Here is a 16,111-nt window from a genome sequence, read left to right as displayed (position 1 = left end):
ATATTCCGAAAATGCCCTTCCGGCATCTTAAATTATACTCCCAAATGCTTCAGAATGTCCATAGGATTTCCGTGAATCACAAGGTCTGCCCGATTATCTGCAAAGTGCTCACGGTCATTCACCAGAACAAGTTCATTTCCCTGGAAATACCGAAGGAACGTATTTGTAAGGGATGCTTTCAGATTACAGCCCAATACCAGCAGCGTATCTGCCTTACGCACTTCCTCTGCTGCCAGTGAGATCAGCCCATTATCAACGATCTCTCCTACCATAGACACTCCCGGGCGTATCACAGATCCGCAGTCTTCGCATACCGGAACCCCTTTGGAATCACGGATATACTCCAGCGGATACTCCTTGCCGCAATGGGGACATGTATTCTTATATACACTACCATGGAGTTCATATACATTCTGGCATCCTGCCCGTCTGGCAAGCGAAAAAATATCTCTCGTGATGATACACTTCAGCTTCCCTGCATCCTCCAGTCTTTTCAGACAGTACAGTCCTTCATCCATAGTACCCAGATTACTGATCATATCCTTCTTATAGAACTGGTAAAACTGTTCTACCCTTGTATTGAAAAAAGTCACATTGAACATCTCATCAGGAGAATACCCGTATTTTGCCTCAATATCATAAGCATCCTCCTCATTACGGTAATTTGTGCAGCCACAGCCAGAGCCGATACCAACACCAAATAGGCATACCATGTATTTGCTCCTGTCAACTACATTTCTCAGGAAACCAATCTTTTCTTCGTATGAACCATTCATAAAATTACCTCCCTGCTTCCAGGATCTGTCTTCTCATTGCTGCGTCCTTATTATAACCAGAGAAGTATCATTTTTCAATTAGCGAACCTGCAAAAAAGTTTCCTGTCACCAGGCTTTTTTTATGCTTTGTGTAATATGATCATTACTGTGTAATAGGAGCATTATAGAGTAATTGCCTGTTACACAAAAATTCTCCCTGAAGCCTTACGCCTCGGGGAGATTAAATAAATTACGCATCCACGCCTCTGTCTTTAAGATATTCTATCACATCGCCTACAGTATTCAGATCATTCAGCTCTTCTGCAGGAATCTCAAGATTGTATTCATCTTCCAGTGCCATCACCAGTTCAAACAGATCCAGTGAATCTGCTCCCAGATCATCCTTAAAAGAGGTATCAGCAGTAATTGTCTCTGCCTCGCAGTTCAGCTGCTCAGCGATCATTTCTCTCATTCTTTCTAACATTTCTTTGTCTCCTTTAAAAGATATTGCCTTTAGCATGGAGTATATAATCTGTGATAGTATATGTCAAGACTTTTTACATGATAAATTCCGGTTCCAGAAACCTGATCTTTCTGGCCACGCCAAGGGCCAGTCCCATCTCTATCATAAGGAACATAATGGAAGTTCCCCCATAGCTGATAAAAGGCAGCGTAACTCCTGTATTCGGCATCAGATTCAGCACAACTGCAATATTAAAGATAACCTGCAATGCAATATGTATAAAAATGCCTGTTACAAGAAGACTTCCGAAAAGATCCGGTGCATTCTGTGCAATGAAAAACAGACGATACAGAAGATATCCGAACAGGACCAATACCAGTAAAGCCCCAAAAAGCCCCAGTTCCTCACAGATAATGGAAAAAATCATATCATTCTGAGCCTCAGGTACACTCCCCAGCTTCTGAATACTGTTACCAAGGCCACGTCCGAAAATCCCACCAGATCCAATGGCATAAAGTGCCTGAAGTGTTTGATACCCATCACCGCTGGCATAATCCTCAGGATGCAGCCATACAAGAATACGTCGGATACGGAAGCTTGAACTGGTCTCCAATGTTTTTGAAAGGATCATTACACCAATCACTGCAAGTGCAGCAATAAGGGCAAGGCCGATCATAAACGGCCGTGTCTTGGGATGTGCAACAAAAATCAGACCTGCTGTAATACAAAAAATAATAATGGCTGTACTTAAGTTACTGGTGAGTACATAGGCAGCCAGGCCCTGCAGACCTCCAAGTCCTGCCAGAACCATACAGGCCTTTAAAGTTTTAACAGTTTTGCCCATCTGTACGATCATATAGGACAGGCACACGATCACTGCGATCTTGGCTACTTCTGCCGGCTGGAACTGCGGAAGAGAGCCAATCTGGATCCATCTTTTAGCACCATGTGATTCATGCCCAAGAGACGTCTTAACAAGCCCCATCAAAACGATGGCAGCTCCATAAAGAGGCATGGTCAATTTGATAAGCAGATGATAATCCAGCATAGAAATCCCGATAGCCATCACAATACAGCCCACACTGATCAATGCCTGCTTCTTAAAATAAAACATGTCATCATTATAATTCATTTGTGCTATATAAGAACTGGTGCTATACAGCATGATCAGTCCAAAACAGATCAGAAGAATGATCACTGCAACCAGACTGTAATCATAATAATCCGCTCTTTTTTTTCGCCGCACAGAAGACCTGCTGCGCCTGCCTGCCTTTGTACCTGCTTTTGATTGTTCCATAAGATCACCCTTTACATACAAAACGGGGGCTGTCGCAGAACGCATCCTGCGGCAGCCTCTTCTTTAAATTTCCTTTATTATAGCAGAATCTTTTTTTTTAGGCAATGCAATTAACAACTAGATTATTTAACATCTGGTGCATCAATGGATGCGGTTTCGATAATGAATTTAACATTTCCGTTCATGGAAGAATCCTTTCCTGAATAGGAATCATAAGAAACCTCATCCGACTGGATTGCTTCCAGACGATCCAGGATATCCTGCAGATCTTTATCCACCATATCTTTCAGCTTAGTGATACCCTCATCATAAAATTCCTTCTGTCCATCTTTCAGTTCTTCTGCACCGTCCTTCAGTTCACCAATACCATCCTGAACCTGATCACTTCCATCCTTCAGATCAGCAGCGCCCTCAGATAAGGTACCGATACCGCTTGTAAGCTCCTGGGCTCCACTGTTCAGCTTGCTGCTGTTTGCACTAAGCTGTCCTGCTCCACTGCTTAAAGTACCACTGTTAGCAAGAAGCTGTCCTGCTCCGCTGTACAGTGCTCCACTATTAGATGCAAGAAGGCTTACACCACTTTGAAGCTTTCCGGTTGCCTTATTAATCTGTTTTGTTCCGTCAGTCAGGGTCTTCTTTGCATCCTGTAATGCTTTTGCTCCCTTAAGAAGCTGTGTTGCATTTGCATCATCTTTCCCCTGAAGCTGTGTGATACCTGCATTTACTTCCTGGCTTTTCTGCAGCAATGTGTCTGCTCCTGCAAGAAGCTTTTCTGTGTCAGCCTTTACAAGAGTATCATAGCCTGTTTGCAGGTTCGTATTGCCTTCTGTAAGGTCTTTCACACCAGCATTTAATTTTGCTACATCTGCCGATACAGAAGAAAGATCTCCTGCTTTGGTAAGAAGACCACCCAGTGCACTGACGCCTGACTCTACAGCCGATGCCTGTGCCGTAATGCCTGCTGCTCCGGCACTTAATTTAGCAGCATCTGTACTATTCTTCAGGCCCTGTGCCTCTGTTGCAAGTGTATCAATACCTGTCTCCAGAGTTTTCAGCTTATCCAGCTGTGATGTCATGTTCTCAAGACCAAGTCCTGAAATAGTTGTCTTGGCATCAGATATCTTCTTGTTCAGATTACCTGCTTCTGTACTCAGCTGACCTGCCAGTTCTGCTACTGTAGATGCAGCCGCATTGGCAGATGTGGTCTGGGCATTGGCAGAATTAACAGCTTCATTTGCACTTGCAGCTACTGCCTGGGCATTTTGATCTACAGCGCCAAGATTGGTCTGGGCACTTCCAACACTGCCACTAATTCCACTTAAGATAGCATTCAGATTGGCCTTAGTCGCCTCGTCCATCTCAGCTCCAGCAAGAGCACTTTGCAGACTAGCAATCTGCGTCTGTGCATTTCCCAGATCCTGGCTGACAGCTGCTGTGCTGGCCGTTACTGATTGTGTATCTACAGTAGCGGCAGACTGGCCTGCTGCACCAGATGCGGAAAGCTGGCTTGCTGCATCAGCCATTACCTTGGCAGCTTTACCGCTTTCTGTCATTACGTCTGTCAATGTGCTTTGTACAGTTCCAATTGCTTTTTTTGCAGTATCTGCAGTGGTGCCAAGTCCTGCACTCTGTTGCTGCAGATTCGCCAGATTATCTGCAACAGCACCTGCATTATTCATGTAGTTTGTAGTTCCTGCTGCAACCCCAGCTGCACCAGATACATAAGTTTCCAATCCCTGGATCATTGCCTGTGGATTTTCAAGCTTTGCCACATCCTCTGCAACACTGTTTAACAGCTGTGCTGCATTCGTAATGCCCTGTACTGCTGTATTAATTCCAGGTACCAGCTGTCCGATTCCCTGTACCAGCTGTTTGATACCGCCTACATAAGCCTTTGTTCCATTTGCAAGGGTATCCACGCCTTCTGTATATTGTGAAACCCCTTTTGTAAGTGTCTGTGCTCCATTAACATAAGCAGTTACACCTGAAGCCAGCTGATTACCACCCTTCACATAAGCATTTACCCCTTTTGTAAGTGTTTTTATGCCTTTTGCATAATCTCCCATATTGTCATTTACAGTATCCACACCTTTTGTATACTTCTGTACACCGCTTGCCAAAGTGTTCGTTCCCTTGGTATACTGCTGTACACCGCTTGCCAGTGTATCTGCACCAGATGTATAAGAACTAATGCCATCAGAAAGTGTACCAGCCCCCTCTGACAGTTCTCCTACTCCATCCTGCAAAGTAGAAATACCATCTGCAAACTCTTTGTATTTCTCATCCAGTGTATCAACTCCATCGAACAGATCACTTGTTCCATCTACCAGCTTCAATGCTGCTTCATCAAGATCGTTCAGGTTATCCTTTAATTCATCCAGATCTTCATTGTCACTGAAATCAAAATCCTTAAGAAGATCAGTAAGCGCAACGGTATAAGTAGATTTTACCGGACAATTTGTTACGTCTGCTTCCATTGTAAAGCTTTCCGGAATATTAATCTTGTCAGACAGATCACTGGACAGATCCAGGCTTTCCTTTAATCCAGGAATTGCCACACCTACAACCATTTCTTTATCTCCATCAGAGATAACCTTTCCATTATCTACAGTTATATTAGTATAATTATCACCAGGAAGGATCATGCCGGTCATCATAACAAAAGGTGAATAAATATCAACATCTTTATCATCAATCTTTTTTGTCTGTTTTGCATTATTAGTATAAGTTACTTCCATACGAAGATGTCCTGTCTTGCCAGCCAGTTCTTCAGGCTTAATTTCTGTGCCATCCAAATAGTATTTAATAGACACGGAAACCGGCAGATCTTTATCTGATTTACCCTGATAATAAATATCATCGCCATCTGTATTCCAGGTCACATTCTCTCCATCCTGCTGGAAAGTCTCATCACCCTTTACATTTTTAATATCTGACAGATCAGAAGTATCTGTAAGTTCGCCCTTTGTCGTTCCTGAATTCTTCAGCCAGTCAGATACGGTTACATCCGTAACTGCTCCATCTGCACCTGCATTTACATATACTGTTTCTTCTTTGCTAATCTGATCACCTGTTTCCTGTGCAGCCATTACAGTTCCTGCAGTAAGTACAGCTGCCATTCCTGCTGCTACGGTTACTGTTGCAATTCTTCTATTACGATTCATGATTCTACAACTTCCTTTCTGTTTTGTTTCTGCTAATCACTTTGTCTTTATCTGCCTTTTTATCTTTATGACCAACGGTCATGTTTTAATCTATGGAATGTTATATAACAAAAATGACCAATAGTCAATATCTTTTTCTCCAATATTTTCCCTTATGTTTATTGACTTTTAGTCATTATTGTTTAAAATAAGGATAAGGGCACTTGCTAACAGCTTAAATTCATAACAACTGATAGTATTTTGCCGCTTACTACCTGTACAGGTGGAATTCATCTCAAACCTAATATACTTTGTTCCCTCCATATCTGCCGATCCAGGAGGTTTTTTTATGGGTAAACTGGAATCAAATAAGAAAAAAAAGAAAAACGCATTGTATACCACAGCTTTTGATCTTTTCACCACAAAAGGAATTGCAAAGACTACGATTTCAGATATCGTAGAAAGCGCTGGTGTTGCGAAAGGTACCTTCTATCTTTATTTTAAAGATAAATATGATATCCGCAACAAACTGATCTCTCACAAAACCGGAGAGCTTTTTTACGATGCACATGAAGCACTTCTTCAGGCACACCTTACAGATTTTAATGACCAGATTCATTTTATTGTAGATTATATCCTTACACAGCTTGAAAAGGATCATAACCTTCTTGTTTTCATTTCCAAAAATCTGGCATGGGGAATTTTTAAAGGAGCCTTTGAAGAAAAAATAACAACCGAAACCGATGAAGACTATCATTTTTATCAGTCTTTTCTTGATCTGCTTGCTTTAAGCGGCAGGACATTTCGCTCTCCGGAGCTTGTCCTCTTTACGATCATCGAACTGGTAGGATCTACCTGCTATAGCTGTATCCTGTATTCTCAGCCAGTTACTCTGGAGGAATATAAGCCATATCTTCATGATTCAATTGATGCTCTTCTTAATACTTTTTCAGAAAAAGGAGATGTCTGTCCATGAACGAAATCATAAAAGCTCTTTATTCCCGGAAATCTGTTCGTGTATTTACAGATCAGCCAGTTTCCCAAAAGGAAAAAGAGCTGATCTTAAATGCAGCTCTGCAGGCTCCCTCTGCAGGTTGCCAGCTTTTGTACACCATCCTGGATATCACAGATCAAGCAAAAAAAGAACGGCTTTCCTTTCTTTGCGATCATCAGACATTTATTGCCAATGCACCTGTTGTTCTGATTTTTTGTGCAGATTGCCGCAAATGGCTGTCTTTCTATAGAGAAGCCGGACTTATCCCAAGAGATCCAGGACCTGGAGATCTTTTCCTTTCTATTGAGGATGTGCTCATTGCTGCTCAAAATACAGTAACTGCTTCCCAAAGCCTGGGCCTTGGCTCCTGTTATATTGGTGATATTATGGAAAATGCCGAGGATGTAAAAGCCCTGCTTAATATCCCAGAATATGTATATCCTGCATGCATGCTTGTTCTTGGTTATCCAACTGCACAGCAGCAGACCAGGCCAAAGCCTGATCGTTTTTCCCTTTCCCATATGGTGTGCGAAAACGGATATCAGGATAAAACAAGTGAAGAAATTCAGGATATGTTCACTGGTCATACCGGTGCCAAAAATTATCAGGACTGGATGTCTGCTTTTTGCACACGTAAATATGAATCCGATTTTTCCAGGGAAATGAACCGTTCTGCTAAAATTTACCTGAAAGATTTTATGGATCAGTCTTTGAAAGAAAGCAATTAAAATTATTAATCATATTCATCTCATCATATTCATCAGCAATCAGCCAATGCAGCTGTGCCAGAAGAAGCTGTTCACTACCATCTTTTTTCGTTCCATATCTGTCTTTTCTGAAGTATGACCATTCTGTTGCTTAATAACCATTTTTCATGTTTTCTCATAAGCTATATGGTAACCGTTGTTATTATTCAGAAAGGACATCTATATGGAACGAAATTCTTCTATGCGTCCCTGCTGTCGTCCCTACCAGCGAACCTGCGGAATGATGAACCAGACGCCTATGCCCATTCACTCAGATGATTCCAACAATAATTTCTGTTCAAATACACCTTCATTCAAAAAATCCTGCCCTATGCCCAAACCTTCAGAAAACATTTGTGAAATGTTTCAGCATCTTCAACATCTTCCAGTTACAATGGCTTATGTTCCTGATCAACAAATGTCTTCTGTTTATGAACCAGGGTATGCTTTACAAGCAGGTACCATTTTCCCACAACTTTGCAAACCATTTTGCGGAAAGAGAGGTGGCTGCAGATGAATTGTTCTAAAAATCAGGACAGATCCAGGCTTTTAAACAAAATTAACGAAAACAGTTTTACTGTAAACGATATTCTTCTTTATCTGGATACCCATCCTCATGACCAGAAAGCTCTTTCTTATTACCAAGAGGCAGTTTCATGTCGTAAAAATTTAATGGCAGAATATGCTCGGACCTACGGCCCCCTCACAGTAGATGATGCTTCTATGGACACCAGCACTGTCTGGAACTGGATGGTTCAGCCATTCCCATGGGAAAAGGAAGGAGTGTGAGCAAGTATGTGGAATTATGAAAAAAGACTACAGTACCCTGTAAACATTACCACACCAAATGCTAAGGCTGCGCAGTATATCATGAGTCAATATGGTGGCCCAGACTACGGTACCCTATAGAGTAAAAAATTGACATTTTTTCAAAGATGATACAATATTCCCGGCAGTTGGGTACCTGCCGGGGCTTTTTATTTCAGCATTTCATTCACTTTTTTCTGTACAGCCGCATAGTCATATCCTGCTGCCGTCAGCCTCTTTTTCCGGTCTTCGCCCGCTCCCCACTTGCCGGCAATCACCTCTTTGGCCAGTGCGGTTACAGATTTCTTTTTAGTGGTGCTTGTGGTTTCTGTCTTTGGGTATACCTGCTTACCGTTGGAATCAAAAACCTTATAGCCCTTGGACTGATCCGCCCGTTTCTTGGCCAACTCCAGGTTTTCAAACGCACCTAACTGACTTGCAGCATCTCCCCAGGATTTCCGCACCCGGTAAAATTTCTTTGCAGTCGGTTTCTGGGTGTCAGTTTTCTGATCCGTATCGGCTTTTGCAGGTTCCTGCACGGTTCCGGTTTTCCCTTCCATTTTCAGTTTGACCGCTTTTCGGAAGGTGTTCATGGTGTAGGGCAGTGCCAACCCTCTCCACAGGTGCTCCGGATCGCCATGGTTTGTTGCGATCCCTCTTGCATTGCCCTCTGCATGGGACAGGATCACGCCGTCTTTCATTGGGTTAAGGCCATACTCTTTGCACAAGTAGGCGAACAGCTCCACAGCAGCGTTATATGTACGTCTTGCACAGGCTCTTGCATCTGCCAGATTGGAGCATGTAAATGTACCGCCGCCTGTATACCGGATCGTTGCAGGCTCACACATTTCCACGCCGATATGTGTATTGTTTCCAGATCCGTTCCGGCCGGATCCGCAGTGCCAGCCCCGGTGATTCCAAGGGAGTGTCTGATAGATAGTTCCGGAATTTCCGTCAATGAACCCGTGGACACAGGCGGCGCTATAGGATGGACTGTTCCACATCCGTATAAAGACCTGTGCAGACGGCTGACTACACCCAACGGAATGGAGCATCAGACCCTTGACCGTAATTTTTCGTCCTGCTGTATAGCAAGGATTCTTTGTAAGGATAGATTTAATTATCTTCATAATATTTTTCCTCCAATTAAAAAAGAGGACGATCACTCGTCCCCCGAATCTGTATCTGCATCTTTATTAATTGCCTTGTCGGCTACTTCCAGTCCTCTGATCAGGATCTGTGGCACATTATACCCAGCTTCTACGAAATTTTCACAGATAGACCGGATCTCATTGACCAGTAGGGAAGCAAGGACAAACCAGCCTAGCAAAGTTGTAATTCCCAGGTCAACGCCAATTGTCTTGCCAATCTCTACAAATACCGCAGATGCACCAAAAGCAACCGCAATCATGATCCAGTAGCCCAGCTTCTTAAGCGCACCTTTCCACCCTGCCTTGGAGTTTTCTTTGTGTGCGATCCGGCTCTTCATCCAGCCGGTGATCCAGTCCGCCAGGTTAAACGCCAGGAACAGTGCAAACAAGATCCAATGCTCTCCAAAGATATAGGACAGCACTGCTACGATGCTCCCAACAATAGCATTATACGTATCAATCACCTTCATAATTTATGTTCTCCTTTTCTTATATTTTATGGCACAAAAATAAGACCTGCTACGGTCTTGCTCTGGGTTCGTTCATATATTTTCTCCTTTCGCAATCAATGTCAGCTCAACACCTGATTTTCAGGGGCTCAGATGAAATTGATTGATAAAACACGAAGATAGACCTAAAAGGAACTTATCGGGCAAATGTGCCTGCCGTTGTTGCAGGAAACTTTGTGGGATTTCCATTTATTTCAATTCCTAACGCCAATTTATATAATATTGAGATCACGGAAATCGCTATATTCGGCGGTGCTGATAAACCACATTTCGGTTGGAATATCTCCAAAAGTAAATTAGGGATTGGAATTGAAACAAACAATTCTGATGCTGCGTTCTATTTTGGTACAACGCATCCGAATTGTTTTTGGACATTAACAATTAAGATATCATAGTGTTATTGAACCCCATATACAGTTATCTGCCGCCCAGAACCACCGATATATAATCCGACCTGTATGTCGCTATTATAACAAGCATAACATTTGATTGTATCGTACTCACTTAACATTGCAGTGCGGTTTGTACTATTACAAGTTTTAAAAATGCTGATCGGATAGATCGCGGGTGGGAATTGAGACATATTTCCGTCATTGATGCAGAATATAATGTATCTGTACTGCGTTAATGATGGAACATTAAAATTCATCCATGCGCCAGCAGTAGTTGTGGCAACTAACTGTACCATAGACGCATTTATCTTCGTGTTTTGTGGATTAACGGATCACTTCCTGCATTTTAAAATATTTGTGGGAGGTGGTCTTTATGGATATAAGAGATACAATAATCAATAATGTGCTACAGGCGGTACAGCCATTGCTAGACAGTCAGCAATTACAGGCTGTACAGGACGCACTCTGCATCCAGCTGAATGATTATGAGATCCAAGAGAGGAGTACGGAAGTAGCAGTAGCAGACAATACGCCAGATGCAATGCTGGCCAGATATGTTGCTACAAAACGGATAGAGGGCAAGGCGGAATCTACTATCAAACGGTATCGTGATATCTGCTATATGATGATACATGCCATATGCAAGCCATTACATGAGATTACGACATATGACCTTAGATATTATTTGGCAGTCTATAAGGAGCACAGAAAAGTAAGCAACCGCACTCTTGATGGAATCAGAAGATGCTTCAGTAGCTTTTTCTCATGGTTGTCTGTTGAGGGATTGATTGTGAGAAATCCCTGTGCTGCATTATCTCAAATCAAATTTGCGAAAGTAGTGAAAAAGCCCTACACGGCTACGGAAATGGAGCGTCTGAAACAGGCATGTACATCCATCAGAGATCTTGCACTGATAGATTTTCTGTATGCTTCCGGATGCAGGGTATCAGAGGTAGTGCGACTTAACAGGACAGATATTAATTTCCAGACGCAAGATGCAGTAGTTTTGGGCAAAGGAAACAAAGAGAGGAAAATCTATCTCACTCCTGTAGCACTTATGCATCTGCAAGATTATCTGAATACACGGACGGATACGGATCCGTGCCTATTTGCAAGCCTGAGAGCACCGTATAAGCGCCTATCAAAAGCAGGGATAGAGAGGGCGCTAAAACAATTAGGGGAGCGTGCCAGAGTTACAAACGTACATCCTCACAGGTACAGGAGGACACTGGCAACCAATCTGTTAGACCGGGGAGCCAACATACAAGATGTGGCAGCAGTCCTTGGCCATGCAGATCTAAAGACTACTCAAGTATATTGCTATATCAGTCAGAGCAACGTGAGAGCATCGTACAATAAGTACGCAGCATAATATACAGATTGCAATTTTTACTCCGGGGAGCGCTCCGGAGCTGTCACCATGCCTCGAAATATAAAATCATAAGGAGATAGTTTAAGCGTTAGAAATCCACAAAACACGAATAATGTTGGCGATGGCCAGATGTTATATGTATCATTTACGTTGTACGGTGACAATTATTGGATCAGTAGTCCAATCCCCTGCGACCAGGCAGACAAAAGGACTATTGCACTGGCAGACAATGTTAAAAACCCATCGGCTGATGTAAACAGTGCAGTTTCTTCAGGGCTTTTCACTGTGATGAAAACTAAAGACGCCTTTTATCTGATAACTAATGATACAGCTGTCGCAGGATACATCTTTGGCACCTTGCACCCTAACCGGATGTGGTTGGTAACATACAATGTTAGTTGATAGTTGATTATCACAGTGTCTTCCAGGCGGAATAATTAACACCATTATGTGTTACGCAATAGATAGTGTTGGTTGCAAGGTCACAAACTTGTATAGCCACATAACCAGAGAGATATTTGTCGATAGTAATTACAGTTGCCGGGCCCGCAGCGGGGGAGGTTAAACCAGGGTTGTCTGGCTTCCACGCCGCCATTTTAATCCCGGATCTTTCTGGAAGAGCCGACACGATATTGTCCCATGTGACACTTGCAGTATCTGTAATACCTATATCAGCTAAAAATCGGTAATACACATATTTATTATCTATCTTCGTGTTTAGCGTATTTATTGCTCCTGTCACTGTTCCGTTACCAATACCGGAAATATCAGCAGACCCGATATTCAGCTTGGATTTAATCCAGCTTATCAGGTTACTCCATTTTGCTTTCTTGGTTGCCGTGGAATCCTCAATTACGATAATGTCTGCATCTGACGGTGCAGTTGTTTTTTCTGTTAAGTTCGCAAATTTAATTGGTTCAAAGCTTGTTGCCATTGTTCTGTGCCTCCTTTAGCTCTTTTATGGATTTCATAAGCTCCTGGTTCTGCTTATATAAAATCTGGATCTGCTTTTCCATTGCAGGGATTAATGTCCTGTAATTCCAGTCCTCAACCTTTCCATCCTCGTACATGACAGCATCTGGGAAAGCCTGTTCCATGTCCTCTGCGTAAAATCCGGGGATTGGTATCCCGTTCTTTTTGTCACTTGCATCCAAGTACCCGTCCTTGTACTTGAAGTAGACAACCGGAATTTCAAACAGCTTCTGCACATCCTCATCCGATATATCTTTTACATGATTTTTGTATCGTTTGGATGAACTGCCCAAATATGCCAGTGTCATTCCATCTGCTGCAAAAACAATATGTCCACCTGATGATACAGTTGGAGGATTTAAAAGCCTTGTTGGGTTTGACAGATCACAATCGGTCAATGTTGCAGAAACCAGAGTTTGCTGATACGTGTGTATTCGACCGTCTATTACATCGAGAGTAGTCTCAGCTTCAATAACCCCTGCTGTCTCGTCAATATATTGTATCTTCATTCTTCCAGAACTGTACAGAGTTATACCCGCATCTCCTGGAGCATCCCCTGAATAGATGCATTTAGGATTATTGCTTATCTTCCATCCACCGATATTTCCCAATGGCGAACTTAGCTCACCGGCAAATAAACCCGAAAACTCACCCTGGTTAAAGTGTACCCCTGTATTGTCAACATACCCTATCTGCTTTCCTGTGTCATTGCGGATCGCCAGCTTGCCGTTGCCGTTCCCCTTTCCGCCAAGAGTAAGTTCACCGCCAAGTGCAGCACTGAATGATGTATACAGCTTACCGTTTTTGTAATACAGTCCATTCCATCTACCGCCATCACTTAATATCTCCACGATATCTGACTGCGACAGCTGAGCGGTTGCATCTGCCACAACAGCACATGTCTGTTCACCCAAAAGCTGAGTAGTTCCGCCTGCTGCATAGAACCTGCATCTGATAGAGGTAACATTCCTTGGGTATCCGAAGGCATATTTTCCGTCTTTTGATACAGGCACTTTTCCATCCTTGGTAGTAAGAACCGTATATAGCGACCGGCGCACTTCTGATTCATCCTGTGTACTGGTGTAAACCGTTCTCCATACACCATCATCATTCAACACTTCCTCGATAACAAACCGAACATTCAGAGCGTATTTTGTCATGTCTTTTCCAACTGTGTAATACGCAGTAAAATCAACATATGTTGGTGTTAGTTCTGATTGTGACGTTTTTTTGATAATTGGGCTTGAAGTGATTAGGCCGTATGTTACACCGCTCTGCCCATTGTACACCTTAGACACTGAAAAACGTTTTGTGATCCTTAAGTTGTCCAGATATACAGCCGTGATATCCACCCATCCGGTATCATCAGTCAATCCTGTAACTGTATACTGTCTTTTAGAAGAATCCCAAGCACCAGTTAAGGTGTCAGACTTGGCAACAGTATACGTACACTGCCCTGTAACATCTTCCGATCCATACATTACCGTAGGCGCTGTAATGATATCATTTGGAAAAGTACTATAATCCCCATTGCTGTCCACGGAAATAGCCCTGTAATCGTTAGTCAGGCTCATGGTCAGATTACTTGTAAGGCTTTTAGTTTTCTCATCGATGAGATCGCCCACGGTCTGACCACCGATCTTGATGGAATCAGCATTTATGACCACCTGTCCTGTTGTCAGATCTACCAGAAATTTTACATTTCCATCTTTATCCCTGACTACAAGAGTGCCTGTATCGATATAATCTGCATTAATTCCTTCTGCATACAGCATCTTGGTGATAAGATCACCTGTCAGGATCATACCGTATGGATATGTCTTCCCTCCGTCATTGGATACTGCTACCGCTTCTGCAGTGATCTTGATAACAACCAGTGATTCTTTCAGAGTCGGTTTGTCGTGCAGGTAAGTGATCACGCTTTTGTCTTCCAGTTCCACCCGTGTCTCATACATACCACTGGCATTGGCAGCTGCATCCTGAAGTTTTTGCACAGCTGTTTCTCTCGCTGATCTCTCTCTGCTCACCAGATCAGCTGCTTTGATATCCGCCCTGGTTTCCCCGTTACTGTACTGACTGGCAAGCCTCAGTCCGGATTCTGCACTGTTCTTCATGGTTGTAAACCCAAAGAAGTTGAAATTTACATCTGTCAGGAAAGTATTGTATTCATTCCCTTTCCAGTCTGTGATTTTCGCCATATCCATAAATTCAGCGATTGGATACCCGAAGCTGTCCCCTTCAAACTTACGGAAAGACACATCTTTAAAAACTGCATAAATCCATGAGATCAAAGTCCCCTCATTGCCTGTAACAAGGGGATTTACAACAGTCAGTACGTACCTCTTCGTTCCTACAAGTACTGTTTCTTTTAATTCCTGTTCCTTTCCGTCAATCGTCCGCTTTGCTGTGCGCTCCATCTGTATGCCTGTGACGGTTATATCACTGGTATCAACAGTCAGATTTGACCATTCAGTAAGCTTATGGGCATTCGTCCAGTCAAAGCTGTATGTCATGACCTGCAGGTGACCGGTCCGGTCTATCCTTGCGTTTCCGCAGGCGATCATTGCAATATAGCCAATGATCTGCCTGTAGGTGTATTTATCAGATGGCTTTTCCTGGATGACGTAATCACTGTGCAGAAAGCTTGTACTCCCTAAAGTAATCCCACAGATCGTACAGGCATCTGCCAGCACGTTTGCAGCCGTTGCCGGAAAAGGAAGTGCTGTTGTATATGCTTTATCCGCCTTATACATATCATCAACTGCTGTCACCAAGACAGTCGTCCCATAAGTTTCCGGTGTAATCACTGTATAAGTGCCGTATTCAATTTTCTCTGTAGTTTCGGACAGTTCAAAGGTAAGGTACAGCCGGATCTTTGCCCCGTAGAAGTCATACTCTTTCAGATGATCGTCATCATTCAGAAGTTCTATCTGGATATTCCGGCAGATCGCACAGCCCAGGGGAATAGAATTTGCCCCTGCACTGTCCACCACACCGTTATTTGACATGGAGAAGTCATCTTCAGACAGATTCAGCGTACTCCCATCCGCAAACATAATCTGGGCATTCTCCTTGAAGTCTGTCCTGGTCTTCATCAGCTCTTTAAATTCATTGGTTACGTTGATCATAACGGTTTTACCCCCTGCATGTTAAATGTCAGACTGCTTATTGTTTTCTGATCCTCCGATAAAACCCCAATGGATAGGTTTCCCTTTCCAACGTAGAAAAGTGCATTTCTCCACTCTCCGTAATAAGGACTGAATGCATGCAGGGTAAATGATTTTCCCTTTCCTATAATCTGCAGGATCTTTGTGACTTCTGCAACGGGAACATTGGATGCCGTATAAGCAAACTGCTCCACCGTAAACATAGGCGTAAAATGCCCAGTCCCACCTTGGGACCGGGTACTGTCTTTTGTATACGTGGTTTCCAGGGAATACCCCAGATCTTTGTCAGGCTGCCATATGGTCTGACTATTAAGCGTAAACCTTTCTTTTGCCGCCATGTGTA

General features: G+C 43.0%; 14 protein-coding genes and 1 pseudogene. 6 read left to right on the top strand and 9 right to left on the bottom strand.

Translation table 11 applies throughout. The features are described 5' to 3' along the window. Nucleotides 1-32: 32 nt before the first annotated feature. The 4 genes from OCV61_RS02835 to OCV61_RS02820 form a co-directional block, all read right to left on the bottom strand. Complete coding sequence (locus tag OCV61_RS02835) at nt 33-776, bottom strand: SIR2 family NAD-dependent protein deacylase (protein ID WP_158420578.1); 744 nt, start codon at nt 774-776, stop codon at nt 33-35. A gap of 229 nt (nt 777-1,005) precedes the next feature. Next, entirely contained in the window at nt 1,006-1,239 is a 234-nt protein-coding gene (gene acpP, locus OCV61_RS02830) for an acyl carrier protein (RefSeq protein ID WP_158420577.1), read from the bottom strand. 73 nt (nt 1,240-1,312) lie between these two features. After that, nucleotides 1,313-2,515, bottom strand: coding sequence for an FtsW/RodA/SpoVE family cell cycle protein (locus OCV61_RS02825; protein ID WP_158420576.1), 1,203 nt, complete (start codon nt 2,513-2,515; stop codon nt 1,313-1,315). Nucleotides 2,516-2,637: 122 nt separating this feature from the next. After that, nucleotides 2,638-5,679 carry a methyl-accepting chemotaxis protein gene (locus OCV61_RS02820; protein ID WP_158420575.1) on the bottom strand — a complete coding sequence of 1,014 codons (3,042 nt, stop codon included), beginning with the start codon at nt 5,677-5,679 and terminating at the stop codon, nt 2,638-2,640. 328 nt (nt 5,680-6,007) lie between these two features. Between OCV61_RS02820 and OCV61_RS02815 the strand changes: the two genes are divergently transcribed. From OCV61_RS02815 to OCV61_RS18745, 5 genes and pseudogenes are all read left to right on the top strand, one after another. Beyond that, nucleotides 6,008-6,634, top strand: coding sequence for a TetR/AcrR family transcriptional regulator (locus OCV61_RS02815; RefSeq protein WP_158420574.1), 627 nt, complete (start codon nt 6,008-6,010; stop codon nt 6,632-6,634). Further along, nucleotides 6,631-7,380: a nitroreductase family protein gene (locus OCV61_RS02810; protein ID WP_158420573.1), complete on the top strand. Its 750-nt coding sequence runs from the start codon at nt 6,631-6,633 to the stop codon at nt 7,378-7,380. Before OCV61_RS02815 ends, OCV61_RS02810 begins: the two co-directional genes overlap by 4 nt. 202 nt (nt 7,381-7,582) lie before the next feature. Beyond that, complete coding sequence (locus OCV61_RS18520; RefSeq protein ID WP_317258452.1) at nt 7,583-7,915, top strand: spore coat associated protein CotJA; 333 nt, start codon at nt 7,583-7,585, stop codon at nt 7,913-7,915. Then, on the top strand, nt 7,912-8,187 hold the full coding sequence (locus OCV61_RS02800) for a spore coat protein CotJB (RefSeq protein ID WP_158420572.1): 276 nt from the start codon (nt 7,912-7,914) through the stop codon (nt 8,185-8,187). Before OCV61_RS18520 ends, OCV61_RS02800 begins: the two co-directional genes overlap by 4 nt. Before the next feature lie 6 nt (nt 8,188-8,193). Next, nucleotides 8,194-8,292 (top strand): annotated as a pseudogene (locus OCV61_RS18745) (manganese catalase family protein); the annotation flags it as partial. A gap of 83 nt (nt 8,293-8,375) precedes the next feature. On the opposite strand, the gene OCV61_RS02790 reads toward OCV61_RS18745, so the two are convergent. Further along, nucleotides 8,376-9,335 carry an N-acetylmuramoyl-L-alanine amidase gene (locus OCV61_RS02790; protein WP_158420571.1) on the bottom strand — a complete coding sequence of 320 codons (960 nt, stop codon included), beginning with the start codon at nt 9,333-9,335 and terminating at the stop codon, nt 8,376-8,378. A 32-nt stretch (nt 9,336-9,367) separates the two neighbouring features. After that, nucleotides 9,368-9,826 (bottom strand): phage holin family protein, encoded by a 459-nt coding sequence (locus OCV61_RS02785; RefSeq protein WP_158420570.1) that lies wholly within the window; start codon nt 9,824-9,826, stop codon nt 9,368-9,370. Nucleotides 9,827-10,630: 804 nt separating this feature from the next. On the opposite strand from OCV61_RS02785, the gene OCV61_RS02780 reads away from it, so the two are divergent. Then, nucleotides 10,631-11,629 carry a tyrosine-type recombinase/integrase gene (locus OCV61_RS02780; protein ID WP_158420569.1) on the top strand — a complete coding sequence of 333 codons (999 nt, stop codon included), beginning with the start codon at nt 10,631-10,633 and terminating at the stop codon, nt 11,627-11,629. A gap of 412 nt (nt 11,630-12,041) precedes the next feature. Here OCV61_RS02780 and OCV61_RS02775 read toward each other — a convergent pair whose 3' ends face one another. From OCV61_RS02775 to OCV61_RS02765, 3 genes are read right to left on the bottom strand one after another with little or no spacing between them, the layout of a single operon-like run. Then, nucleotides 12,042-12,563: a hypothetical protein gene (locus OCV61_RS02775; protein ID WP_158420568.1), complete on the bottom strand. Its 522-nt coding sequence runs from the start codon at nt 12,561-12,563 to the stop codon at nt 12,042-12,044. Beyond that, nucleotides 12,547-15,729: a tail fiber domain-containing protein gene (locus tag OCV61_RS02770; RefSeq protein ID WP_158420567.1), complete on the bottom strand. Its 3,183-nt coding sequence runs from the start codon at nt 15,727-15,729 to the stop codon at nt 12,547-12,549. The genes OCV61_RS02775 and OCV61_RS02770 overlap by 17 nt, the downstream gene beginning before the upstream one ends. Further along, nucleotides 15,726-16,106, bottom strand: a complete 381-nt coding sequence (locus tag OCV61_RS02765; protein ID WP_158420566.1) for a hypothetical protein — start codon at nt 16,104-16,106, stop codon at nt 15,726-15,728. The genes OCV61_RS02770 and OCV61_RS02765 overlap by 4 nt, the downstream gene beginning before the upstream one ends. Between the last annotated feature and the right edge of the window lie 5 nt (nt 16,107-16,111).

Source organism: Blautia ammoniilytica, from assembly GCF_025566965.1.
Classification (GTDB): domain Bacteria; phylum Bacillota; class Clostridia; order Lachnospirales; family Lachnospiraceae; genus Blautia_A; species Blautia_A ammoniilytica.
The sequence above is the reverse complement of the archived record's forward strand: the minus strand, read 5'-3'. Positions and strand labels throughout refer to the sequence as shown.